The 25,788-nt window shown below is 38.3% G+C and carries 22 protein-coding genes; 1 reads left to right on the forward strand and 21 read right to left on the reverse strand.

Annotated elements, in window-relative coordinates; translation table 11 throughout:
- Positions 1–76 precede the first annotated feature (76 nt).
- The 13 genes from M3Z76_RS11040 to M3Z76_RS11100 form a co-directional block, all read right to left on the reverse strand.
- The gene (locus M3Z76_RS11040; RefSeq protein ID WP_293926705.1) at positions 77–871 is read right to left on the reverse strand and encodes a putative metalloprotease CJM1_0395 family protein; all 795 of its coding nucleotides are present in this window, start codon (positions 869–871) and stop codon (positions 77–79) included.
- A 236-nt stretch (positions 872–1,107) separates the two neighbouring features.
- Positions 1,108–1,944 carry a D-alanyl-D-alanine carboxypeptidase family protein gene (locus tag M3Z76_RS11045; protein WP_293926703.1) on the reverse strand — a complete coding sequence of 279 codons (837 nt, stop codon included), beginning with the start codon at positions 1,942–1,944 and terminating at the stop codon, positions 1,108–1,110.
- 173 nt (positions 1,945–2,117) lie between these two features.
- Entirely contained in the window at positions 2,118–3,212 is a 1,095-nt protein-coding gene (locus tag M3Z76_RS11050) for a sensor histidine kinase (protein ID WP_293926700.1), read from the reverse strand.
- Between the two features lie 22 nt (positions 3,213–3,234).
- Complete coding sequence (vanR, locus tag M3Z76_RS11055; RefSeq protein WP_293926759.1) at positions 3,235–3,927, reverse strand: VanR-ABDEGLN family response regulator transcription factor; 693 nt, start codon at positions 3,925–3,927, stop codon at positions 3,235–3,237.
- 260 nt (positions 3,928–4,187) lie between these two features.
- Entirely contained in the window at positions 4,188–6,380 is a 2,193-nt protein-coding gene (locus M3Z76_RS11060) for a DNA topoisomerase III (protein WP_293926697.1), read from the reverse strand.
- A gap of 84 nt (positions 6,381–6,464) precedes the next feature.
- Positions 6,465–7,868 carry a cryptochrome/photolyase family protein gene (locus tag M3Z76_RS11065; RefSeq protein ID WP_293926694.1) on the reverse strand — a complete coding sequence of 468 codons (1,404 nt, stop codon included), beginning with the start codon at positions 7,866–7,868 and terminating at the stop codon, positions 6,465–6,467.
- On the reverse strand, positions 7,856–8,563 hold the full coding sequence (locus M3Z76_RS11070) for an ABC transporter ATP-binding protein (protein ID WP_293926692.1): 708 nt from the start codon (positions 8,561–8,563) through the stop codon (positions 7,856–7,858). Before M3Z76_RS11070 ends, M3Z76_RS11065 begins: the two co-directional genes overlap by 13 nt.
- A 4-nt stretch (positions 8,564–8,567) precedes the next feature.
- Positions 8,568–9,635: an ABC transporter permease gene (locus M3Z76_RS11075; RefSeq protein WP_293926690.1), complete on the reverse strand. Its 1,068-nt coding sequence runs from the start codon at positions 9,633–9,635 to the stop codon at positions 8,568–8,570.
- A 198-nt stretch (positions 9,636–9,833) separates the two neighbouring features.
- Entirely contained in the window at positions 9,834–10,283 is a 450-nt protein-coding gene (locus tag M3Z76_RS11080) for a hypothetical protein (protein ID WP_293926687.1), read from the reverse strand.
- Between the two features lie 380 nt (positions 10,284–10,663).
- Positions 10,664–12,238 (reverse strand): phytoene desaturase family protein, encoded by a 1,575-nt coding sequence (locus tag M3Z76_RS11085; RefSeq protein ID WP_293926685.1) that lies wholly within the window; start codon positions 12,236–12,238, stop codon positions 10,664–10,666.
- Between the two features lie 226 nt (positions 12,239–12,464).
- The gene (locus tag M3Z76_RS11090) at positions 12,465–13,439 is read right to left on the reverse strand and encodes an EAL domain-containing protein (RefSeq protein WP_293926682.1); all 975 of its coding nucleotides are present in this window, start codon (positions 13,437–13,439) and stop codon (positions 12,465–12,467) included.
- 51 nt (positions 13,440–13,490) lie between these two features.
- Complete coding sequence (locus M3Z76_RS11095; RefSeq protein ID WP_293926679.1) at positions 13,491–14,402, reverse strand: MerR family transcriptional regulator; 912 nt, start codon at positions 14,400–14,402, stop codon at positions 13,491–13,493.
- Positions 14,403–14,552: 150 nt separating this feature from the next.
- The gene (locus tag M3Z76_RS11100) at positions 14,553–15,860 is read right to left on the reverse strand and encodes a globin-coupled sensor protein (protein ID WP_293926677.1); all 1,308 of its coding nucleotides are present in this window, start codon (positions 15,858–15,860) and stop codon (positions 14,553–14,555) included.
- Positions 15,861–16,197: 337 nt separating this feature from the next.
- Here M3Z76_RS11100 and M3Z76_RS11105 point away from each other — a divergent pair, with 337 nt between their 5' ends.
- Positions 16,198–17,547 carry an MATE family efflux transporter gene (locus tag M3Z76_RS11105; RefSeq protein WP_293926674.1) on the forward strand — a complete coding sequence of 450 codons (1,350 nt, stop codon included), beginning with the start codon at positions 16,198–16,200 and terminating at the stop codon, positions 17,545–17,547.
- Between the two features lie 41 nt (positions 17,548–17,588).
- Here M3Z76_RS11105 and M3Z76_RS11110 read toward each other — a convergent pair whose 3' ends face one another.
- The 8 genes from M3Z76_RS11110 to M3Z76_RS11145 form a co-directional block, all read right to left on the reverse strand.
- Complete coding sequence (locus M3Z76_RS11110; protein WP_293926673.1) at positions 17,589–19,100, reverse strand: methyl-accepting chemotaxis protein; 1,512 nt, start codon at positions 19,098–19,100, stop codon at positions 17,589–17,591.
- A gap of 185 nt (positions 19,101–19,285) precedes the next feature.
- Positions 19,286–20,296: a histidinol phosphate phosphatase domain-containing protein gene (locus M3Z76_RS11115; RefSeq protein ID WP_293926671.1), complete on the reverse strand. Its 1,011-nt coding sequence runs from the start codon at positions 20,294–20,296 to the stop codon at positions 19,286–19,288.
- Entirely contained in the window at positions 20,293–21,078 is a 786-nt protein-coding gene (locus M3Z76_RS11120) for a DeoR/GlpR family DNA-binding transcription regulator (RefSeq protein WP_293926669.1), read from the reverse strand. Before M3Z76_RS11120 ends, M3Z76_RS11115 begins: the two co-directional genes overlap by 4 nt.
- Positions 21,075–22,076 carry an ABC transporter ATP-binding protein gene (locus M3Z76_RS11125; RefSeq protein WP_293926668.1) on the reverse strand — a complete coding sequence of 334 codons (1,002 nt, stop codon included), beginning with the start codon at positions 22,074–22,076 and terminating at the stop codon, positions 21,075–21,077. Before M3Z76_RS11125 ends, M3Z76_RS11120 begins: the two co-directional genes overlap by 4 nt.
- A complete protein-coding gene (locus M3Z76_RS11130; RefSeq protein WP_293926666.1) occupies positions 22,073–22,858 on the reverse strand; it encodes an ABC transporter permease in 786 nt (261 codons plus the stop codon). The genes M3Z76_RS11125 and M3Z76_RS11130 overlap by 4 nt, the downstream gene beginning before the upstream one ends.
- On the reverse strand, positions 22,858–23,691 hold the full coding sequence (locus tag M3Z76_RS11135) for an ABC transporter permease (protein ID WP_293926663.1): 834 nt from the start codon (positions 23,689–23,691) through the stop codon (positions 22,858–22,860). Before M3Z76_RS11135 ends, M3Z76_RS11130 begins: the two co-directional genes overlap by 1 nt.
- 154 nt (positions 23,692–23,845) lie before the next feature.
- On the reverse strand, positions 23,846–24,679 hold the full coding sequence (locus M3Z76_RS11140; protein WP_293926660.1) for an alkaline phosphatase family protein: 834 nt from the start codon (positions 24,677–24,679) through the stop codon (positions 23,846–23,848).
- A complete protein-coding gene (locus M3Z76_RS11145; RefSeq protein WP_293926657.1) occupies positions 24,669–25,760 on the reverse strand; it encodes an ABC transporter substrate-binding protein in 1,092 nt (363 codons plus the stop codon). The genes M3Z76_RS11140 and M3Z76_RS11145 overlap by 11 nt, the downstream gene beginning before the upstream one ends.
- Between the last annotated feature and the right edge of the window lie 28 nt (positions 25,761–25,788).

The raw sequence follows: 25,788 nt of genomic DNA on the forward strand, positions 1-25,788 counted from the left end.
TTATCATGATTCAATGGGTATTTAAATTATGATAAAAAAAGCTGTTCTAGCATACATACTAGAACAACTTTTATGTTTACGCAATTTTTGAAAATGTTGGCTCTTCAATCGCAAGATAGCCGTTTTTCACCATCTCAATATGGCTTTGGTACTGCATCTTTGCTTTATTAAACGTTCTTTGTGTAATAATATTTTCTAATTCCTTACCGAAAATCGTTGGTGCTGTCGCATTACGCTCTACATCATTTGTAAATTGCTCAGGCACATCGAAAGTTAAGTCTTCGTTTACAAATGGGGGCTCTTCATGTGGCTCCAGCTCTGCAACAAGCCCTGTCTGCACTTGTTGAATCTGTGCTGCTGCGCTCGCAGCTACTCGCAAATCCTGTGGAGATGGCTGTGCAGGTGCCAATGCCGCTTGACGTACCTGCTCTAATATTTTTATTGTTTCCTCGTCAGAGCTTGTCGTAGGTGTTTGAATAGACACTTCTCCACCACTTACATAAAGCTGATCATCTGGACCTTGCGTATATGTGTATGAAATTGGCCCTGTGACGCTTGCTCCCGCCGCTTTATGCGCCTGCTCATGCGCCTTTACTTCGCTCTCTGTCATTTGTAGGTGGCGTAATTGCGCTTGCGCTTCAGGTGTCTCTAGCCTTTGCTGTGTATCATTCGCTTTTGCGTCTGCTGCTAGTAAATCCTTCTCTGTTTTACCTGACAGCAAATTTTCTAACGCCACAAGAACTGGGTTTTGGCTTGCCTTAGCAAATTGTGCCGTTCTTTTATATGCCTCACCCATCTCTTTGCGTTGTAATACCTTTTTGCGTCCCTCAAAATCCAACATGCCGCTTTGCATCAAGCTAGCAATTTTCATAAACTTCACCTCTTTCTGTGCATTTTAATTAAGACAATTATATCAGACCATACCCTATTTTTTCATGCACAAAACGTTAAATAGACCTTAAGTCATATAGCCTTAATAAAAATTTATGCTCATATTTTTATTTGGCTTTTCAAAAACTAGATTTTCATTATACGAAGCCTTTCTCAATCAAATAAAAAAATGAAAGGTTACCAAAAACAACCTTTCACCTTTATTATTTTGAAAGCTCACAGCGCACTATATACTGAAAATGCATCCACTATATTAAATTGCTCAGTTCGTGGTCCTCCTTCAGCTCCTGCCGTTACAAGGATGTACTCTTGTCCATTTACCACTGCTAAGCTTGCTAAACATAAGCCTGCCTCATCTGTATAGCCCGTTTTGCCACCTACTATTTCTCCCTGAGGTAGCATGCTGGAGCTCATATTTTGAAACATTCGACTTGTCAATGTGATGCCTTCTGGATGAAGATTTGTTGATTGTATAGAATAACGCTGTGCTGTATAAACATTTCGAAACTCCTGATTCATTAACGCATATTGCAAAAATAAGGAAATATCTTTAACCGTCGTATAATGATTAGCATTGTGTAATCCTGTTGTATTTGTAAAATTCGTATTTTCCATTTCTAGCTGCTGAGCCTTATCGTTCATAAGCTTTACAAATGCTTGCTCTGAGCCAGCAATATATTCAGTTAAGCCGATTGTCGCCTCCGCACCTGACGGCAGCATAGAGCCATACAGCAAATCCTCTAAAGTAAGCTCCTCATTTGGAAGAAAACCTGCCATAGAGGCATTTTCTTGATATAAATCATCAAATATTTCCCTTGGTAATACAATGCGTTCTTGCAAATTATCAATATGTTCAATCGCAACTAAAATTGTCATCATTTTTGTTAAAGATGCTGGGTAAATAATTTCCTCACTATTTTTATCCAATAGCACTTCATTTTTATCCAAATTCACTAAAATTGCATTGGAACTGTGTAAACTAATATCAAGCGTTCCCTCGCTCTGCACAGGTACGAATAATTTTGAAGAGGCAATGTCCTGACGTAAAGACATTGAAGGCTCCCTTGTTAGCATAAAATAAAGGAATAGCGCCGTTAATATCAACAAGATACTAAAAATCCCTTTTTTCGTGAACATAAATAACAACTCCTTTTCTGTATGCTTCTATTCAAACATAAAAAAAGGAGCGTTTTTTTAATTAACTATTAGCAAATTCTTAAGGTTTCTTAAGAATTCGTTGGAATCATCACAGTAAACACGGTTTTATTATCACTTGAAGTGGCTGTAATCGTCCCACCATGCGCTTGTATAATTTCATTAGAAATTGCTAAACCAAGCCCCGCACCACCTGTTTGCGTCGACCTTGCGCTATCTAAACGATAAAACTTTTGAAATATCATCTCCAGCTTTTCAGCAGGGATTGTTTTCCCTACATTCGTAAATGAAATAAACGTCTGATTATTTTCGTTTCTAGCGCTAATTTCAATGGTGCTATTTGGATTACTATAGGCAACTGCATTTTTTAAAATATTATTAAATACCCTTGCCAATTTATCGCCATCTGCATAAATATTGATTTCATCATCTATTTGGACAACTGCTTTTTGACCTTTCGGTGCTAGCAATGGATAAAATTCATCAGCTACTTGCAATAGCATATAATTTAAAGGAATTAGATTTTTTTCTAAAATAATAGATTGCAAATTAAATCTCGTTATTTCAAAAAACTCATTAATTAATTGCTCCAATCTATACGATTTTTCTAATGTAATCGTGACATACTTTTCCCTTTGCTCCACCGGCATATCCTTCGCCTCATCTAAAAGGCTTAAATAGCCAATAATTGATGTTAGCGGTGTTTTAATATCGTGCGCTAAATAAACAACTAAATCATTCTTTCTCTGTTCAGCTTCTTGCGCATCTTTGGCACGCTTCTCTAATTTAGCTTTTACATTGTTTAATTGCTTTTCTAAAAAATCTAGCTCAACAGGAAGGTGAATTTCCTTCTCTGAATCCTCTGAAAGCATCATAATACCATCGCTAATTTGATTAAAATAACGAGTAAAACGAGATAGCGCAATGTAAAAAATAATAAGTAATAATATAATAAATCCTATAGCCAACCAAAAGGATTTATTTTGTTGAAACAATATGGAGTAAGCGTCTCTTGCTACATACCAATCTAATTGCAGCACATTTTCACAGAAGGCTATAAATAAATCCGCAAACGGCGCTTGTAATATTCCATCAAGCAAAACGAAGCTAATGAGATAGCCACTAATGATGGCTATTACTAAAATAAAAATAATTTGTCCAATCATTTTCCTCTTCAGTCGGCCAAACTCACTTTTCAATTGTATATCCCACTCCCCAAACCGTTTTAATAAACTTTGGATTTTCCGCAGAATCCTTCATTTTATCTCGCAAATTTCTAATATGGACCATAATAGTATTATTGCTGTTAAAATACTTTTCTCCCCAAACCTCCTGAAATAGCTGCTCTGAGCTAATCACCTTTCCTCTATTTAAAGATAAGTACCATAAAATAGAGAATTCAGTTGGTGTAAGAGCTAATTGCTTTTCGTTCAGAAAAACTTGACGTGTACTTTTATTTAAAACTAAGCCAGAGAAGTCTATCGTATCTTCACTATGCTTAGCGTCCTGATTATACATTGTAAACCTTCTTATTTGAGCCTTGACACGAGCGACGAGCTCCAACGGGCGAAAAGGCTTCGTAATATAATCATCTGCTCCTAGCGAAAAGCCGTTTATTTTGTCTATCTCCTCTTCTTTTGCAGTCAGCATAATAACAGGAAAAGTGTGAGCTTCTCTAATTTTTCTTAACAGCGTAAAGCCATCTATTTCGGGCATCATTACATCTAAAATGGCTAAATCAATCGTTGTGCTTTCTATAAATGCTAAAGCCTCTTTCGCATCGTAATATTTAAACACATTGTATTTTTCATTTATTAAATAAACTTCGATTAAATCGGCAATTTCCTTTTCATCATCTAATACTAAAATATTCAAATTCAAGGCTTCATCTCTCCTTACTATATTCCCTACACCGTTCCCCTTGTCCATTATTATACCTTCTGATAAATAGTACCGTATATTTCTTCTGAATATCTTAAGTTATTCTTAAGAAAATATTGAGCACTGTGGGGCAAGGATAGAAAACCTTCTGTCACACGAAATAAAATATAAAAAGCCGTATCCATTTTGGTATTGATTAAAAATAAATAACCCAATTGTTTAGGAATCCTAAACAATTGGGTGCATTTCATATCTACAAGCTATTCATCTAATTTAAGACCCTTTAATAATTCAGCAAATGCATTATTGATTGGCTCTGCTTCCTTATCCTGCTGCTTCATATATTTTTGCACAGAGCGTTTATCGACCTTACCTGAGCCTTCTTTCTTACGACGTGCTTCAAAGGCAGACAGTTTTTCACGGTAACCACATTTACATACGAAAATTTGCCCTTCACCTTCGCCACGTAGTTCAAGCTTTTTCTTACATTGTGGACAGCGTGCATTCGTCGTGCGTGAAATATTTTTACGATGACCACATTCACGATCCTGGCAAACAAGCATTTTGCCCTTTTTACCATTGACTTCAAGCATCGGCTTGCCACAATCTGGGCAAGTTTTTGTTGAGATATTATCATGCTTGTATTTTTTATCGTTATTTTTAATATCTGTTACGATTGCTTTCGTATGCTCTTTCATTTCATTAATGAACGTGTCCTTTTGTAGCTTGCCTTTTGCAATCAATTCTAGCTTTTGCTCCCACTCGGCTGTCGTCGCTGGCGAGCGCAATTCTTCAGGTGCTAAATCAAGCAATTGGCGCCCTTTCGATGTAATGAAAATATCTTTACCGCCACGCTTTTCAATCATAAAGGAATTGAACAGTTTATCAATAATATCCGCACGTGTCGCAACAGTGCCAAGCCCACCTGTTGATTTCAATGTGTCTGCTAAACGTTTGTCATCCGTCTCTAAATATTTTGTCGGATTTTCCATCGCCGATAATAATGTCGCCTCTGTGAAGCGCGCTGGTGGCTTTGTTTGACCGGATGTTCCTGCGATTAAGCGCGTTTTCAGCACATCACCTTTATTAAGTCGAGGTAACAGCTGCTCCTTCACATCTTCGTTTGTTTCTTCATCATCAAAGCGATTTTGGTAAACCTCTTTCCAGCCTGCGCTCAGCACCGTTTTACCTTTCGCAATAAATTTCTCCGCTGCAATTTCAGCCTGCACTGTTAATTGCTCGTACTCATGTGCTGGTAATAATACTGCAAGGAAACGCTTGACAACTAAATCATAAATTTTGCGTTCCTTATCGGAAAATGCCGATAAATTGACATATGCCTCTGTTGGAATAATGGCATGGTGATCGCTGACCTTGCTATCATCGACAAATGCTTTCGTTGCTTTAATTGGCTTCGTCGCTATCTTATTTGCAATTGTGCGATAATCGCCTACTGCGCATGCCTTTAAACGCTCTGGCAATGTACCCACAATATCCGATGAAATATAACGTGAATCTGTACGTGGATATGTCAGCACTTTATGCGATTCATAAAGCTTTTGCATAATATTTAATGTTTCTTTAGCTGAATAACCGAACAGCTTGTTAGCATCACGCTGAAGCTCTGTTAAATCATATAACGCTGGTGCAAAGGATTTCTTTGGCTTTCGTTCCACATTGATAACCTTCGCATCTTGGCGACCTAGCGTTTTAATAATGCTGTCGATTTTTTCCTTATTAAAGCTACGGCTATTACCATTGGCATCTTGCCATGTTAGTTTAATTGAGTCTGTTTGGGCTTCAATGCCGTAATATGTCTGTGCCTTAAAGTTTTTAATTTCATCTTCGCGTGCTGCAATCATGGCCAATGTCGGTGTTTGCACACGCCCACAATTCAACTGTGCATTATGCTTCGCTGTTAATGCGCGCGTTGCATTTAAGCCGATATACCAATCTGCCTCAGAGCGTGCAATCGCTGCATGGTATAGGTTTTCATACTGTTTACCAGGCTTTAAATTAGCAAAGCCTTCTTTAATCGCTTTATCTGTAACAGAAGAAATCCATAGACGCTTGACAGGCTTATTAATTTTCGCCTTCGCTAAAATCCAACGCGCCACAAGCTCCCCTTCACGTCCTGCATCTGTCGCAATAATCACTTCATTGACATCACTACGGCTTAGCTGTGACTTTACCGCATTAAATTGTTTGCCTGATTGCTTAATCACTGTCAGCTTTAAACGCTCTGGCAGCATCGGTAAATCCTCTAAATTCCATGTTTTATATTTGACATCATAGCTTTCAGGGTCAGCAAGTGTTACTAAATGCCCTAAAGCCCATGTCACAATGTATTTGTCACCTTCTAAAAACCCGTTACCCTTTTTATGACACTTCAGCACATTCGCAATATCACGTGCTACTGAAGGTTTTTCTGCTAATACTACGCTTTTTGCCATTTTGACGACTTCCTTTCTGCCTCACATACTCTAACTATACCATAGCACTAGTGGAGAAGAAATTTTCAAGAGGATTGCGTTTCGTTAACCTTTCCTCTTGATTTGCGCATAGGCAGCGAGCGCTCTTTCTCTTGCAAATACATGATCAACGATTGGATATGGATATGTTTCACCTAAATTCACACGAACATTTTTCAAAATAGGTGCAGGTGCTTTCCACGGCTCATGTATATATTCAGCTGGGATATGTGCGAGCTCTGGCACCCATTTTTTAATATATTCGCCAGTCGCATCGAATTTTTGCCCTTGTAAAATAGGATTAAAAATGCGGAAGTATGGGGCTGCATCAATACCACATCCCGCTGACCATTGCCAACTGAGCGCATTGATTGCTACGTCGAAATCGACGAGCGTGTCAGCAAACCACCTTTCTCCAACTTGCCATCGGATAAGCAAATGTTTTACTAAAAAAGATGCAACAATCATCCGCACCCTATTATGCATCCAACCTGTTTGCCATAGTTGACGCATACCTGCATCAACTATTGGATAACCTGTGTGTCCTTTTTGCCAATTGTCAACGACTGTACAATCTTCTTGCCACGGGAATGCTTGGAACTGTGACCGCAGTGACATTGTGGGCATTGTTGGGTAATGAGTTAGCTTATAATAGGCAAATTCACGCCATATAAGTTGCTTTTCATAAGTCACCACCGACTCGAGGTGTGCATTATTTAATATCATTTGTTGCGCCTCTTTTAGCATATACCACATTGTGCGCACACTTATTTCACCGAATGCTAAATATGTAGACAGCATGGACGTCGCTTGTTGTGACGGGATGTCTCGCCCTTCTTTGTAATCGTAAATCTCATTTTGTAAAAAATTACGCCACTTTTTTAGTGCACTATGCTCACCTGCTTGCCAATGTGCACGAACAGTAGTGCTCCACGCTAGAGTAGGCAGTAGTGCTAGTTGTTCGATTGTTAAAGATGGATACAGTTCGGTTGAGTGTGCGATTTGTGTTGGAGTTTGTTTCGGCTGTTCAACTGTATAGTGCAAAAAACGCTTATAAAATGCGCTATATATTTTATAAGTATCCCCCGTTACATTGTAAAAATCCTCGCTAGAGCGGAGCAACATATCTGAAAAATAATGAACATAGATGGAAGGATTCTCGATTTTCTCATTTCCTGTGCGGTAGTTCGTATAAATCGCTTGTGCGCCTGTCTCTTTGACAAATTGGTGAAGCACTTCACTTTTGTTGCCGCTCCGTATGGTCAATGTCAACTGTTTTGTGCTTAGTTCCTCCTTTAAAGCACACAGTGCGTCATGCAAATAACAAGCTGCAGCACTACCGCGCACAATTCTGTCGTCTTCTGAGAAAATAAAAAGAGGGATAACAACCCCTCTTTTTGCCGCAGCAATCAATGCTAAATTATCATGTAAGCGCAAATCTTTCTGAAATAACACAATTATTTTTTCCATTCATTTTCACCATTTAATACTTGTTCTGTAATGTTTTCTAATACGCCATCTGTCATTTGGAACACTTTGTCGAAATAACTAATAAGACGCGTATCATGTGTTACAACTATTGTCGTCGTTTTATTATTTTTCGTTTCATTTTTTAATAGCTCCATTACTTCAAATGCACGATCAGAGTCAAGAGATGCTGTCGGCTCATCTGCTAAAATAATGGAAGGCTTGCTGTAGAGCGCTTTTGCGATAGCGACACGTTGGCGTTCACCTCCTGATAAGTCTGAAGGATATTTTCCGCGTAAATCATCAATCCCTAAATCTTTACATAATCGATCGACATCCTGTATAGACATATTTTCTTTCTTCACTTTATCGAGTAATTTCATCTGGTTATCAACTGTTAAAAACGGCACTAAATTCGATGCTTGCAAAATAAAACCGATTTCCTTTAAGCGCAATTTGGAGCGTTCTTTTTCACTCAATTTAGAAATATTTTGGCCGTTAATAATAATATCACCTTCTGTCGGTGTTAACAGCCCTCCAACAATCGTTAAAAATGTACTTTTCCCAGAACCAGATGGGCCGATAATGGCGATGAGCTCATCGCTATTTGCTTCAAACGTAATATCTTTTAGCGCTTCTACCTTTTTATGACCACTGCCGAACGTTTTTTTTATATTTTTCAATTGTAAAACTGTCACTTTCTTACCCTCCAATCGCTTTCAATGGGTCGATGCGGACAATCGTCCATACAGAGAATAACGCCCCTGCAATCGCAACGACTATTAAGACAGCACCATATATAATCATTTGCATAGCGTCAAATGTGACAGGTACCACAGCTGGCAAAAATACCCCTGTTAACAATGTTAGCAGCAAGCCTACTACTGTACCTATGAATGCTAAAATAGCTGTTTGTGCCATCACAGAGCGAGCTAAATAGCTATTAGAAATGCCTTGTGCTTTCATAACACCAAACATACTAATCTTTTGTACAGTTAATACATATAGGAAGATTGCAACAATAACAGAAGAAATGACGAATAAGAAATAAATCATAAAAGTTAGTGTCATATTTTGCTCTGTATAACCCGGTAAGTTTTTAACGAAAATTTCCATTCTTACCCATTCATATGCTTTTGGTGCATCAGATGATAGTGCATCTTCATCTTTCGTAATAAGTGCATTGCGTACATTTTTATTTTCCTCTGCTCTGTCACCGTATTTAACATGTTGTAACGTCTCGATTGTCGTATACAAAACAGGTGCTGCATTAAAGCGCGCATTTTTGGTGAACCCTGTAATCGTTAACTTCTCGTCTGATGAAGAAATAGACAGCTCATCGCCAAGTTTGAAACCGAGCTCTTCTAATGCATCACTTGCGACCACTTCATTTTCACCTTTATATAGAACACCTTCTGTCACCTCTGGGATAAGAAAACTATCTTCTTCTATCCCAAAAATGGAGACATTTTTCTTCGTCTCATCGTTTTGGGCAATTGTACTAAACTGACTTAAAAATGCGGTGCGCTCCATATCGAGATTCGAAAACTCTGTGCGATCAATAGCAGACTGATAAAGACTTTTATCGGCATCTTGCGACAATAAAATGGCTGTACCTCCCCACTTGTCAACAGCCTCCCTATTTAAGCTTTGCAAACCTGTCGCTAAGCCTGATAAGAAAAATACTAGGTATGCGACAAGCATTAATACACCTGTTATTAGAAGAAACCTCAATTTATTTTTTTTAATTTCATTCCATGCTAAAAACATGTAAAAAATTCCTCCCTCTATAAATGTTGATGTATCAATGGCTCGCGCCACTTTTGAGTGTCTAAAAAATATTTTTCAACACGTACATCTATCGTTATTTTGTAATTAATGATTTTTCTTACATTTGTTTAGAGGCTCCGCTAAAGGATGAACCATAAACTAGTAATGATACTCCTAATCCAGTGTCTCCCTTTGTTTTTAAGAACTGTGCCGGGGTTTTGTATTTACAAATAAAGAGCCGAATACATAGCCAAAAAGGGCATGTCCTATTAACCAATAAAGCAGTGCATCAACATTCGTCACTTTCGGCGTGCGCAGTGAAAACTCTGTCGTTGGGAAAAGGCATAACCCAATAAGCACACTGCAACAAATTGTGTAGGTGATTTGCTTTTTAGCAGCATGTATTTGCATCTTCTGAAAAAATACATAAAAGCAAAAGCCGACAATAACAGAAACGATTAAATGGAACGTTACTTCAATCCACTCCGAAAATGTATATCTTTTCAAGACAGGAATATAATCTACATTTAACAACAATGTATAGACACTTTCTGCTGTCAACCATTCTACGACTTTCAAAAATAATGTCAGGACGATACCTGCTATTAAACTTGCACTTATAATGCGGAAAAGAGGTGCTTCTCGCATTTTTCCCACCCCCAATAAATGCTCAAAATTGAAAATAATTTCTTTATACTTTATCTAATATTTGCCTTTCCCAGCAAGAGGAAGGACATCTACCTCCTTAAAGTAATGGACGCTGTTATTTGAGCAATTGTGCCTTGCCTATTCATACACTGCGTCGCAAATAGATTAATAAATTTTACCAAAAATTTATACAGACATTCAAAAAATCTTGTCAATGCTACTAATTTAAATTTTTCTTATGCAGTACAAATAAAGCCCCCCTGCAATCTGTGAACTATCGTGTTAAATAGCTACTTTGCTAGTTGTATTGAGCTGTAACACTATTACTAACCGTAGTAAAACACCCTCAACAAACTCTGAAACTCAAACACTAACGGTTATTACACTTGCAAAATATCGATATCTTTCAAATGTTGTTGATCTTGTTTACTATGTTTGCTTGAAGGTTGTGGCAACGGCTTAATAGCGTGTAGTAATTGATTATCTTGCGCTAAAATTCCGTTTGACGTAATGCGTGCAGATTCCAGTATAATCGGCAAACCGCTTCCTGGATGTGTACCACCTCCAACTAACCAACAATTATCGAGCTCTTCAAACTTATTGCGCGGGCGGAATGTTAACATCTGTGAAAGCTGATGACCTAAGTTAAATGTAGCCCCTTTATAAACGCCTATTTCTTCTTCCCATATTCTTGGTGAAATCATTTTTTCTACTTCAATATATTGTTCAAAATTGTCTATTCCTAATTTTTCTCCTAACATTTTAATTAACATATCCCTGTAGTCTTTTTCACAATTTTGCCAATTAATTTTGCTGAAGTTATTCGGCACCGGAGCAAGTACATAAAGTGTTGACTTTCCCTCTGGTGCAACTGTCGGATCTGTAACAGCTGCATTTTGTATATAGATGGATGGGTCTTCAGATAAAATTTTCTCTTTTGTAATTTCTTCTACGTTTTTGCGATAGTCTTTTGCAAACCAAATCGTATGGTGTGGTAAGTCAATTTTTTTATTAACACCTAAATATAGCATAAATGTTGAACAAGAATATTTTTTCTTGTTTAATTTTTTCTCTGAATACTTTTTCAGTGTGCCTTGTTTTACTAAGGTTGTCATCGCATGTGCAAAGTCTGCATTAATTACTATTTCATCTGCAGCAATTCGTTCACCACTTTCTAGTAATAAGCCTTTAACTTTACGACCTTCTAGCCACAATTGCGAAACAGGACAGTTTGTATGAATTTCCCCTCCTAGTTCTCTTACGACTTGTGCCATAGCAACTGTTAATTGATTAATACCGCCTTGAATATGATACACACCGTACGCATGCTCAATATAAGACAAAATCGAAAATGCGCCAGGGCTTTCCCACGGTGACATCCCTAAATATTTCGATTGGAATGTAAAGGCAAGTTGTAGCTCTTCATGTATATAATAGCGACCTAATTTGTCCATCAACGACTTGCCAATTTCCAGCTCCCCTAGCGCTTTTAACACTTTCGGCTGCATTAAGTCTATTATACGATTCATTGATGTTTGTAAGACAGGAGCTAGCTTTTCCAATTTCCGTTCTGTCTCTTCCATATAACGTCTATATCCTTCACCATCTCCTGGGAACAACTCCTCGATTTGTCTCACCATCTCTTCGCGGTTTCGTGTCATATTTATCTTTTGATCGTGGTAAATCAGTTGGTACATTGGGTTTAAATCAATTAAATTGACATAATCGTGAATATTTCTTCCTGTCAACTCAAATATTTCCTCTACAATATAAAGCATATTCAAAAAAGTAGGTCCCATATCAAAACGGTAATCACCTAGTATTATTTCGCTCGTTCTACCGCCAACATAAGGTTGTTTCTCATAAATATTAACGCGATACCCTTTTGTAGCTAGCAGCATAGCCGCTGCTAAACCACCTGGTCCTGCTCCAACAATTGCAATATTTTTTGCCATTTCAATTTCCCTCCAGACTTCTGTCGCCATTAGCCATTTCCCTTATTTTTATTTTTAAAAAAGGTTGCTTAACGTTATACATCAGTTGTACAAAAATTATACAACTTAATGATTGTATTGTACAACATTTTTTAAGTGTTGGACAAAAAAATAGTTTTTGTAAAAATTTCTTCATATCTCACTAAAAAAAGGTTAAAACAAAGTAAAAATTGTTTTAACCTTTTTTCTATATAACGATGGATTGTTGCGGTGTTGTGGCTGGCTTGCCAAAAAAGTAACCTTGAAAAAGTTTATAACCTTGTTGTTGTAGCCATATGAAATCTCGCCTATTTTCAATACCTTCTGCTAAAGGAATCGCCCCTACTTCTTGCGCTTTTCGCAAAAAATTTAGGGCCATTTTTTGTTTCATCTCATCGATGCTTACATCTTGACTATACTTCATATCTAATTTCATATAGTGCGGTTTCAATTCGGCAAGCACCTCCAGCGTACTATGCCCTTCACCTACATCATCGAGAGCATACTGAAAACCTTTTTCATTGTAGTATCGCAAAATCTTCTTCAAATGATTGATATCTTCTACTTTATCGGTCTCTACTACTTCAAAAACAAACTGTTGAAAGTCCACACCTGTCTTTTTAGCTAGTTGCATTGTGGAACGCAAACAAAATTCAGGTGAATAAATGGATGTCGGAATAAAATTAATAAATGTTTTTTTCTTTAATTGTGTTGAATATTCGACTGCCTTCATACGACAAAGGCGATCGAGTGCATAAAGCCGCCCCCTCTGCCTCGCTGCTACAAATACTTCATTTGGAAACTTCAACGTTCCGTCTTCATTCGGAAAGCGCGCTAATACTTCATAGCCGAAAATCTCCTCATGTTCATCTATAATCGGTTGCGAATAGCAAACAACCGCTTTGCGACGGATGATATCATCAATCCATTGCGCCTCTAGTATAGTTGTTACTTCTTTTAATGGACGCCATTCGGCTTGTTGGTGGCGAAAATATAGCTCGTCTATTGCCATAAAATCTTGTGCAAAATCAAGCAATTCACGTACTACGCTCTCACTAACGATATAGTAATTTTTCACTTTTTGTGCAGCTATGCCGAGTCTCTTGAAATAATTTACTAGTATTTGTTCCATCGACTCATTTTGTTGTCCAGCTATTTTTATATCAAAATTCAATTCATACATTATACAATTTCTACACCCCATACACATGTCCCTCTCCTTTTCTTTCAAACATTACGATTTCTTCAATATTTCTCCCAAGTCGTTCGTCATATATATAGCTCGTAAATCGGCTTGGTTCAAAAAGCGAAATGTCCCAGCCCCCCCGATGTAAAACTGAATATCCTTTTGACTTATAGCAAAATCGTCTAACTCCTTGATTGCCCTAGGGTAAAGTTCGAAAGGTTGTGTCGTCATAGCTGACAGTAAGACAACTTGCGGTTGCAATTTAACAATTAAAGATTCTATAGCTCCAAGAGCAGGTGAACTACCTATCAAAACTGTGCGCCAACCTGCAATTGCCGCATGTAACAGTAAAATATGCAACTGTATTTCATGCTGCTCACCAGGTAAGCAAGCCCCTAGCAGTATTGGCGCTTTTTGTGATACTTCATAGTTACGTCTAATTTGCACTAAATAATCCCGCACAACCATTGAACAAAACGCTTCTTGGTACTCACTCCAACGTCCTTCTTGCCACGCCATGCCAACTTTCATTAAAAGTGGTACGACCACTTCTTGCAAAAACTGTTGAAGCCCTAGCATTTGATGTGCGTTCGATAACAAACGACTAAGCTCAACTTCATTGCATTTTTCACCTTCTTGTAACAACATCTCAATAATATGGTCGCCACTGTTAGCTTCAAATACTATCTCCACTTCGCTAAACACAAAGTCGTTGTTTGGTCTTTGTTGCTCTACAATAATTGCCGCAGCCTGCTTAATCGAATAGCCTTCTTCAATCAAGCGCTGTGCTTTTTTCAAAATATCAATGTCTGCTACCATATAAACACGATGCCCATTTTCTAAACGACGTGGTTGAATAAGTTGATAGCGCTGTTCCCACTTTCTTATAACTTGCTTAGACAACCCCGTAATATCAGATACTTGTGTAATGTTGTACCAATTTCCATTGTTTAACTTCATTCATAATCAACCTCTAAAAAATTTGATAACCATCTAAAACTTTTACTCCGAAACTATCATGTACTGTCTGTTTAAGCCAACAATCCTTCACAATACTATTTTAACACGCCTACAAGGAAAAACCTCTAACTACAAAATTATAATACTTTATTATAAGTGCATCGTAGTTGCATACAATTGGCTCGCTGTATTCGCAACGGTTTTTGTTTCTTGTCCAATGGAACTAATTACTTCTTTCAAGTTAGCAACTTCAACAGCTACTCTTTTAATTTGTTCCTCATTTTCAATAAGTTCATGTAAAATTTGGTGCAACTTATTTTGCACGCTCGCAGATACTCGGCCCCCAGACTCTACCCTTGCTTGCACATCATAAATCATTTCTACAGCTTTCACCGTTAAATTGCTCGATGTTTGTATAAGATTCGTAATATTTTCTACTGAATTTTTCGACTGCTCAGCGAGTTTGCGGACTTCCTGCGCAACAACAGCAAAACCTTTTCCATGCTCTCCAGCCCGCGCCGCTTCAATTGCGGCATTTAAAGCAAGTAAATTCGTTTGCTCCGCTATATTTTTAACTAACGTAACAATCGAAATAATTTGATCTGAGGATACTTTCAATTCTTCTGTCACTTGCCCCATATGCTTTGCGCTCGACGCAATCTTCATGATTTCATCGTCAAGTTTTATCATCTCTTCAATTCCACTCACCGCATCTGTATTAATTAGTTGTACAGTATCGACATTAGCTTTCACGGTATTATTAATGCGGTTCGTGAAAAAATTCACTTTTTCAATTGAAGTGTTCGTTTCATCCGTCAAATCGGCTAGATTTTTACTAATTTCCGATATTTTACTTTTCAATTGATTTTTAACGACATTGTATTGTTGATTTCTTAAATTGATATTTTCATTATCATATTCTTCAAGAACAATTTGCATTTCAAGATTAATCAGTTTTGAAACAGTAAAGATAATTTCTTCACGCTCTATCGGATTGACAACATCCTTCACAATTAGCGAAATCATCATTTCTTGCAATTGTAGAAAAGTACCCATATACCATTTAGGATCTAAACCTATTTTAAAATGCATACGCGCTAACTTTCTCTTACGCTCAAGCGATTCCTCGTCAATAACTCCATCAAACATCGCAATAATATAAGCCCCTAATTTTCTCTTCAAAGGCTCCACCTGCGTACGTTGCTCAATAATATGTCGCAATTTCTGTACTTTTAACACGTTCTTATAAAACACATCTGTCACTTCTTGTATACCTTGTGATATATAAATTTGATATGATTTCAATCTATACAAATCTTCCTCCTGAAGATTAATTAGATCCATCTGCTCCTGAAGTTCAGGCATACTTCCAAGCGCTACAATCGGCTTGAAATTCAAGGATTGTGCAACTTTGCCCTTACTGTCATTTGGTACTTCTCTTCTCCACCAACTTATCACACAAATCTCTCCATTCTTTTTGTATAACTTCTGTATAACATTGTGTATTTTATATTGTCAACAATAACTTACACTGAAAAAGCACAAATAAAGATTATAACTAAAATGTTGCTTACCTGGTCAGCAACATCTTATTTTTTTATACTAAGTACAGGGTAGAATGTTATCTTTATTTATGAAGCAGTATTCAAATCAGATTATAAAGAAATACCAAGCAAGGAAGGCCGCATATGACCATCTCTTTTCGCCTTCCGAAATAAAGTTAGCGACTTTCGATAAAGAATATGATACGATACTTGTTGCTTTGATTTGATATCGGATAGAAAAGAGGTTTTTTATGGCGAAGAAAACGAAAGAACTTGGCCTATTTCAATTGACTTGGCCACTCTTTTTAGAATTATTTTTATTTATGTTAATGGGGCTAGCAGATACGCTGATGCTCAGTGCCGTTTCAGATGAAGCGGTAGCTGGAGTTGGTGCAGCAAATCAATATATCCAAATTGCTATTTTAATATTAGGTGTTATCGGCTCAGGTGCTGCCATCGTTGTTTCTCAATATTTAGGCTCGAAGCGCTTTAAAGAGGCTTCCAAAATTTCAGCGTTGTCAGTGTCGCTCAACCTTTGTGTCGGTATTATAATGAGTGCGCTGTTTATCTTATTCTCAAATAACATTATGACGATGATGAATTTACAAGGAAATGTCCTGCTATTTGCACAAAGCTATCTTGGCATTGTCGGTGGCTTTATTTTCCTGCAAGCATTAATTAATTCATTATCTGCCGTTATTCGTGTAAACGGTTGGACAAAGCAAACAATGTATGTGTCACTTGGCATGAACGTCATCCATTTAATTTTAAATTATATTTTGATTTTCGGAAAATTCGGCGCACCTGCAATGGGTGTTGAAGGTGCAGCTATTTCTTCTGTTATTAGCCGTGCGCTCGCTGCTGTCGTGTTTTTCTGGCTGCTCTATCAGGCGCTGGAGGTACGTGTAAAATTACAATACTATTATACTTTTTCCAAAGACTATATTAAGAAAATTTTACAAATCGGAATCCCTTCTGCTTTAGAGCAGGTGCTTTATCAAACTGCACAAATTGTTTTCTTATATTATGTTACGTATATAGGCGCAGCCTCTCTTGCAGCACGTCAATATGTCGTCAATATTTCCATGTTTACTTATTTATTCGCAATGGCAATCGGGATGGGAACGGCAATTTTAATCGGGCGCCATGTTGGAGCAGGTGAACAGGAAATCGCCTATAAACGCGGCTGGTTTAGTGTGAAAACTGCTTTAATTTTCACACTCGTTATGGTAGCAGTCGTCATGCTTTTCCGTGAGCAATTCGTTCAGCTATTTACAAAGGACCCTGAAATTATAGCCATTGCCTCAGCTGTCCTGCTATTAAGTATTTTACTTGAAACAGGACGGACAATTAATATTACGATTATTAACGCATTGCGTGCATCCGGTGACGCACGCTTCCCCGTGAAAATCGGCTTCATTTCAATGATTTGTATGAGCTTACCACTAGGTTATTTATTCGTCTTCGTCCTTGATATGGGATTGGTTGGTGTATGGTTAGCTATTGCAGCAGATGAGTGGCTACGCGCAATTCTTGTATTACTACGATGGAAAAGCCGAAAATGGGAGCGCTACGCTATCGTTACGGCAAAAGCAGAATAAAAACAATGGCTGTGCGGCGCTCTTGCCACACAGCCTTATTTTTATGAAAATTGCTGCTGCAACGACTGGCTTAATGAGCCAAGCTCTTCAATTTCCTCATCTACTTGCTTCGCTGATTCTATTTGCTGGTCGCCGATTGCTCTTAACCTCTCTACAGAATCAAAGCCTCTTTCCGTAACAGCTAAAACTTGCTGCATATTTTCTGTTACATCTGTCGTATCACGATGAATCGCTGTCATCATATTGTTCATTTCAATAATACATTGCAGCATTTGCTGAATCATTTGATGTATTTTTCCAAAATCAGCAGCGAATGACTCTACATTTGTTGTTGATTGTTGGATAGCCTGTTGACCGACATTAACATGCCCAACATTCGCTTCACTTTCCTCACCAATCGTTGTAATAATTGCTTGTATTTCCTCCGCCGCACTTCGACTTTGATCAGATAATTTACGAATCTCATCTGCTACGACCGCAAATCCTTTACCGTGCTCTCCAGCCCTTGCTGCTTCAATTGATGCATTTAATGCTAATAAATTTGTTTGATCTGCAATTGCTTGAATCATGCTTGTCATACTTTGTGCCGCAAGCGCTGATTGCTGTAACGATTTCATCGATGAAACGATAACGGAAGTTGTGTGTAATACATTTTTATTTTGCTCCTGTATTATCTCAAGTCTGCCATAGCTTTCAGTTACTGCTTTTTCTGTTGTTGTTGCTTCTCCTTGAATTTCCTCAAAGGAATCGAATGTTTTTTGAATTGAATGATGAATGCGCCCAAGATTGTCATTAACATATTGAATTGAATCAATTTGCATTGATAGTCCTTGCGTTACCTCATCAAATGAATGCCCCATTGCCTCATTCGATTTCAAATTTTCCTCAGATTTACTCGAAACGTTCATTGAAGCTGATTGGATGCGCTCAGATAGCTTTTCAACCTGCTGTACTAAATGGATTAAGCTTTCTTCCTTGCTACGCTTCTCTTCCTCAAGTTGCTTCGTTATCGCATTTTTCGACAAAATTTGCTTAATTGTTGCATAGCTAGTTAATAATAAAAAGATTGCATGGATAACTAACATAAGGAAGGTATATTGGTCTGTTCCAAAAACAATTTGTGGAATAAAGAAGTAACCTGCAACATGCTGTACTGCAAACAGTACCGTCATTAAAATCATTAATCGTACTTGCTCATAATAAGCAATGATCGCTAACACCATAAAAATCGAAAAGTGAAACTCCACTCCTCCACCAGCACTACTAATAATAGCCATACTACCGAATGTTTGCGTTAATGTATTAATCCATGGCAGTAAATGGTGCTCTGAGTTTTTAATATAAAGCACAATTCCCCATGCTAAAAATAAGAAAGGAATAATGAAAAATATATATCTCCCTACTATAGTACCTGTTGAAACTTCTGTAACTGCCCCATGTGAATTATGCTTGCTTAATAAATGAAAATACTTCTCCAGTACAAAAACAATTATATTAATCCCAACCGTTAAAGCCGCTAATCTGAGCATTAAATAATTCTTTTTATATTGCATAACACTCCCTCCTCTTCCTTTATTCCTAGTTTGCAATATGTAATGTTTCTAAAAAAGATATATAATTACTATATTACTATGTGGACCTAAACAAATTCTGTGCAATATTATAACTGTTAGTATCATATTACTATGAATAAAAAAACTGCTGGAAAAGCACGTACTCATTTGCTTTTCCAACAGCTCTACTCAATCTCTATATATTGTTTTTCTCGCTGATTAAATGTTACTAGTGAAGAAACTCCCGCATTTTTTAACTGCTGTGCGTTTTCAAATGTAAATTTCCCTAAATCATCTGGGAAATGTGCATCAGATGAAACTGTAAACTCGACGCCATACGCTAATAATGTTTGCAAAAAGCGTGGGCTTGGACACATTTCCTTAACTGGATAACGATAATATAAGCCTGCATTAATTTCTGTAGCAGTATTTGTGGCAATCAACGCCTTTGCAATACGCTTATACGCTGTGTCCAAAAAAACTTTATCCTGCACTTTATAATTAAACACTTTAAAATTATCTAAATGCGCTACAAAATCGAATAAATTAGATGCAATCATGCCTTCAACTGTTTCAAAAAAACGTTGATAATGCTTCTTTAATACCGCTTCATCCATGCGCTTAAAAATATACTCTGTTTGCGGATTATCGAAGCCCCAGCCATCCACAAAATGAACAGAGCCAATTACGAAATCCCAAGGATGCCCATCTAGCAATGCTGCTAACTCTTCTTCCCCACCGATAAAGTAATCAGCTTCGACACCAAGCTTCAGCGTCACACCTTGCTCATGCCATTTTTCCTTTGCTTGCTGAATCGTTTCTATAAATTCATCTATATTCTCGGTCATTACACGCTCTAGCCAATAGCGCTGTAAACTGCCATATTCATGCTGCTCGTCCAGCTCCATATAACGTTCAAAGTATGCGCGTGTTTCTTTAAAGCGATATAAATGATCGACAATGCCTACTTCCCGTAAGCCTAACCGTTTTGCTTGCTGTAAATATAAATCAAGCCATTCCTCACTATAGCAGCCTTTTTGTAATCGCTCGGATAATAATTGCACTTGTCGCTCTACATTTTGACGATAGCCCTTATCTGTAGCATCTTCTTCATAAGCTTGTAATGCTTGCGCAGTACGCTCTAGCCAACGAAATGAATATGGTCCCTCTTCTAAATGTACATGATAATCAATCATCCAAATTTCCCTCCATGACATAGCGTCCAAATTTCCTCATATGCTTGCCATGTTATCGGACAAGCCTGATCACACAATACTTCTACACATGCATCCAACTGGCAAATTTGATAAAAGGATTTACTATTTAATTTCGTAGCATCAGCTAATAAATAGCTTTTTTTGCTTTGCTCCAGCATTTTTTTTGAAACTAAAGATTCATCTAAATCATAATCATAAACGATGCCTTCACTAATTCCACCACATGATAAAAATGCTTTATCAAAATTCATTTTACTAAGCATTTCAATTGTCATGGCGCCTACCAATGAGGATTGTGCTGGGTTTGTCATACCCCCAAGTACAATTACTTTTCCTGTCATACGGCGTTCTTCAATTGCTAAATTAAATTGAACAGCTGCTGCAATTGAATTTGTTACAACCGTTACATCATCCACTGCAAGCAGAAAATCTGCAATGTGCACAGTCGTTGTGCCTGTATCCACAGCAATTGTATCTCCGTTCTGAATACGGTGAGCTGCTGCACGTGCAATTTGACGCTTTGCCTCCATCTGCATTTGAAGCTTACGTAAAAAGGCTGGCTCATTTCTTACATTCATGTATTTTACAGCCCCACCATGGACCCTTGTTAATAGCTTTTGCTGCTCCAATTCATCAAAATCTCGACGAATTGTCTCAGGAGCTACTTGCAACGCTTCGGCAATATTAGCAACGATAATTTTCCCTTCAAGCTCTAGCTGCTTTACAATGTATTCAAAGCGCTCGATTTTTGCGTACGTCATAATAATGCGACCACATCTTCCTGCGCAACATAGCAAGTATATTTTTGACCAAGCATCACCTTTTGTTCACGTTGATGTAGCTGCTCCATTACAAACATACTTTCACCTTCAAATGTCGTACGAATAACATTCCCACTCATTAAAGAATGCTGCGCTATACCCGCTATAGCAATATCACCTTGTTTCTGGTCAAGATGAATGACCTCTGGGCGGATTGCAAATTTTTCTCCTTTAATAGATAAAGGTGCACCAACCATTTTTTCTAGCATTTGACGTGTAAATACATTGTAATGTCCAATAAAATTCGCTACAAATTCGCTTTTAGGGCTTGTATAAATTTCAGTTGGTGTCCCACTTTGCGCAATCATTCCGTTATTCATTACGAAAATGCGGTCTGAAATTGCCATCGCCTCCTCCTGGTCATGTGTCACTAAAATCATTGTCATCTCAAGCTGCTGTTGAATATTACGCAAGTCCACCTGTAGCTTTTTGCGAATCTGTGCATCTAGTGCACTTAACGGCTCATCTAGCAGAAGCACTTTAGGTCGAACAATAATTGCACGTGCTAAAGCAACACGTTGCTGCTGCCCACCTGATAATTCTTTAGGATAAAAATGGGCCTTTTCCGTCAAGCGAACAATTGTAAGTATTTCCTGTACACGCTTATCAATTTCTGCTTTGGCCACCTTTTGCATACGCAAGCCGAATGCTACATTTTCATACACCGTCATATTCGGAAATAACGCATAGGATTGGAACACCATGCCTACCTGTCTCTCCTTCGGCTGTACCCCCATCATATTTTTACCATCAATTTGAATAACGCCTGCTGAGGATTCTGTTAGCCCCGCCAATATGCGTAAAATTGTACTTTTTCCACAGCCACTTGGGCCTAATAGTGTAATAAATTCGCCTTTATTAATTTGCATATCAATTTCTGTTAGTACCGTCGTATCTCCAAATTTTTTATGAAGTCCTTCAATCGTTATATAACTCATACGTTTGTAGCACCTTTCGTCTTTTTCGTCACTTTTGCTGCAATAAATGTTAAAATGCCCATTAACACAATATATACAAAGACAACTGCACTCGCAATGTGCCCGCTTGTGCTTAGCTTTTTCATTAAATAAATTTGCACTGTTTCAAAGCGTGAGCCAACAACAAGATTGATTAACACAAATTCACCGAACAGCACAGAAAAAGAAAGCAAAGCCCCTGCAAATAGCCCAGGATAAACAGTCGGCAGCAAAATCTTCGTAAATGCCTGCATTTTAGAAGCACCAAGCAATTGCGCTGCATCTAAAAGCTGACGCGCATCGACATTGCGTAAACTATTGCGTGTACCTTGATAAATATAAGGTAATATACCAATAACATAAGCGCCAAGCACAACTAAAATCATTGATATACCAAATTGGCTATAAACGCGAATTAGCCCTACTGCTAAAATAATACCTGGGAAGGAATAAACCATCACAACAGTCGCTTGAATCCACTTTTCATACTTCGGAAAATATAACACAATAACAAAAATTGCTGGGACAATGACAAGTAATGCAACGATGACCGCCCCACCAGCTAACAACACAGAGCGCCCGAATGCTTGAATAAAGGCGGGATCTTGAAATAAGGTCATCACCCATTTCAAAGTTAACCCTTCTGGCAATATTGTTTTATTCCATTTATCTGCAAAGGCATAAAGCATCGTCGCAGCAACTGGTAGCACAATATAAACGACAAATAGAAGGAAAAATAAATCGGTAAAGCTTCGTTTTTTCATTATAATTTCCTCCTCGTTTTTGCAATACTCCACTCACTTAACAGCATCGCTAGTACCATTGTTACCGCAAGCAATACTGCTATTGCACTTGCCAGCTCAGGCTGTGCGAAAATATCGCCTTTAATTAACGAGCCAATACGAATCGCTACTAAATTGTAATTACTACTCGTTAACGCATAGGCAGAAGCGTATGCCCCCATCGCATTAGCAAACAATACGCTAAATGTTCCAACAACACCTGGTAGGATAATTGGAATACCTATCTTCATCCAAAACTGCCATGTCGAAGCACCTAAAAGAGCCGATGCCTCCTTCCATTGCTGCTGTATCCCATCATAAATCGGATATAAAAGCATTAGCGCTAACGGCATTTGGAAATACACATAAATAAGCAATAATCCTGCCCAGCTATAGAGCGAAAATGATGACAGTACACCGATTTCCCATTTATCAAATAGCAATGAAAATAAGCCGCTATTGCCAAGTAAAACAATAAAAGCAAAGGCTAGTGGAATACCAGAAAAATTCGATGTTAAGTTTGTTAAAATCAAAATTCGCTCACGCATAGGCTCCGAAAAATTCATGATGGCATACACAGCAAATAATGTCACGATTAATGCGATGATAGCAGATACAACCGACAGCGTAATACTATTTTTAAAGCCTTGTAAAATATAGCTATTCGTTAAAACCGTTTGATACTGCTGCAACGTAAATGCACCATTACTTTGAAAGCTCGTAATGAGCATATAAAGTAGCGGCACAAGGAAAAATAGCAGCACGAGCACTATAAAAGGAGATAACCATATAAATGCTTGGCGTTTGGAAATCACAGCAATTCCTTCTTTCTTTTTTATATGTAAAGTAGAGTGCGCCCGCTATTCAGCTAGGCGCAAATTTGTGAAATTCCGCTTCGGTGCAGGTTTATTCCACGTTTTTTGAGATTTATTCCACGTTTCTGCGGGTTTATTCCACGTTTTTCGAATTTTATTCCACGTTTGCCTTCACACCATCCAATAACAACGGAACCATGCTTTCTGCGGGCTCAATACCGAGCAAGCGACAGCAAAGTGGTGCCACTTGTAATTGTGATACGATACCATCACGAATCCCTGGCTTCACTGCACTGGAAATCACAAACATCGGTACGTGACGGTCCTCCGCTGTCGTCCCACCATGATTGCCATCGCTCGTCATCCCATGATCCGCCGTCACAATCACCTCATAGCCATGTGCTAAGCATTTCGGAATAAATAACGATAATAAATTATCCGTTGCCAAAACGCGATTGCGATAGCCTGCTGAATCAGCTGTAAACTTATGCCCATCGTCATCGACATTCATCGGATGCACATAAAGAAAATCTGGCTGTTTATTATCAATTAGCCATGCTGCCTCTGCAAATAAATGACTATCTGGATAATGATCTTCAAAATAGAACAAGCCGTTATTAATCGGCAGCTCTTTGTCTAGCTGAATTCGGTCCTCCATATGCACGAACGGCGCGCGATTGTACAGCTCGCTTACCCAATAGTAAGCTGCTGCGGCTGTTGACAAACCATTTTGCTGTGCAACATGGAAAAGACTCGTCTGCGTCGATAAACGCACAAGCATATTGCTCACGACCCCATGCACAAGTGGCGGTGTCCCTGTTAATATCGTTTCATATAGCGGTCTTGATAAAGCGGGAACCTCCGAACAAACTTTATAGCGTGCTGCCATATTTTGCTCCACTAAATGCTGCATAAAGCCCATATGTGTACAAGCTGTATCAAAACGTAGCGCGTCAACAACAATTAACACCACTTTTTTATTTTGCATGGATTAACACCTGCTCTTGATATAGCTGCGGTATTTGCTTTGTTGTTTCTTCCCATTTCTTTTGATCCTTCACAGGCTGTGCATTTGTATACATATCGCTTGGTAATAATAATGCCTTCACCTCTGCTGATAATTCTACATTTTCACGAATTGGACGAGCGTAGCCTTTTGCTAAATTTTCTTGTCCAGCATCAGATAAAATATATTCACGTGCTAGCATTGCTGCATACGGATTTTTTGCATACTTATTAATAACTGTTGCATATCCAGACGTCACTGAGCCTTCTGCTGGAATCACTACATCAAAGCGGCTTTCATCAATTTGGCTACGATAACCAAGTGAATTGAAATCCCAAAGAATGGCTACATCAATTTCGCCTTTTTCTAAATTCGCTACACTTGGATCACCTTGCAAGCGCCCTTGCTTCGCTAGCTCTGCAAAGAAATCAATACCCGGCTGAATATTCGACTCATCTCCCCCAAAAGCCATCGCTGCCGCTAAAATAGCAAACTGCGCTTGGTTCGCTGTTAATGCATCCCCAATACTCACCTGATAATCACCATTTTTTAAATCTTCCCATGATTTTGGTGGATTTTTCACATTGTTTGTATCTGTAATAAATGAAATTGTTCCTGTATAACCTACAATCCAATGCCCTTCATCATCTTTTGCCCACTCAGGAATGTCATCCCAGTAAGATGTTTTATACGGTAATGTTAAACCCTTCTCTTTTGCGATTGGTCCAAAGGCAATCCCTACATCTCCGATATCTGCTGTCGCATCATCTTTCTCTGCCTCAAACTTTGCCAGCTCCTCAGCACTCGACATATCTGTATCCGCATGCTTCAGACTATACTCTGTTCCAAGCTCCTCCCAGGTTTCTACCCAGTTCGCCCAAGTATCCGGCATCCCAACAGAATTAACTACACCCTCCTCCTTCGCCTTTGCAACAAGCTCCTCCAGCGATACATTGCTATCTATCTCTTTCCCATTAGAAGACGAACTATCAGAACACGCCGCCAGCATCGAAATTGCCGCTACCCCAATCAAGCCTTTTTTCCACCATTTTTGAATCATCATCAAATTGGACCCTCCGTTTGTTTTGCTT

The organism is Metasolibacillus sp. (assembly GCF_025291715.1).
GTDB classification, from domain to species: Bacteria; Bacillota; Bacilli; order Bacillales_A; family Planococcaceae; genus Metasolibacillus; species Metasolibacillus louembei.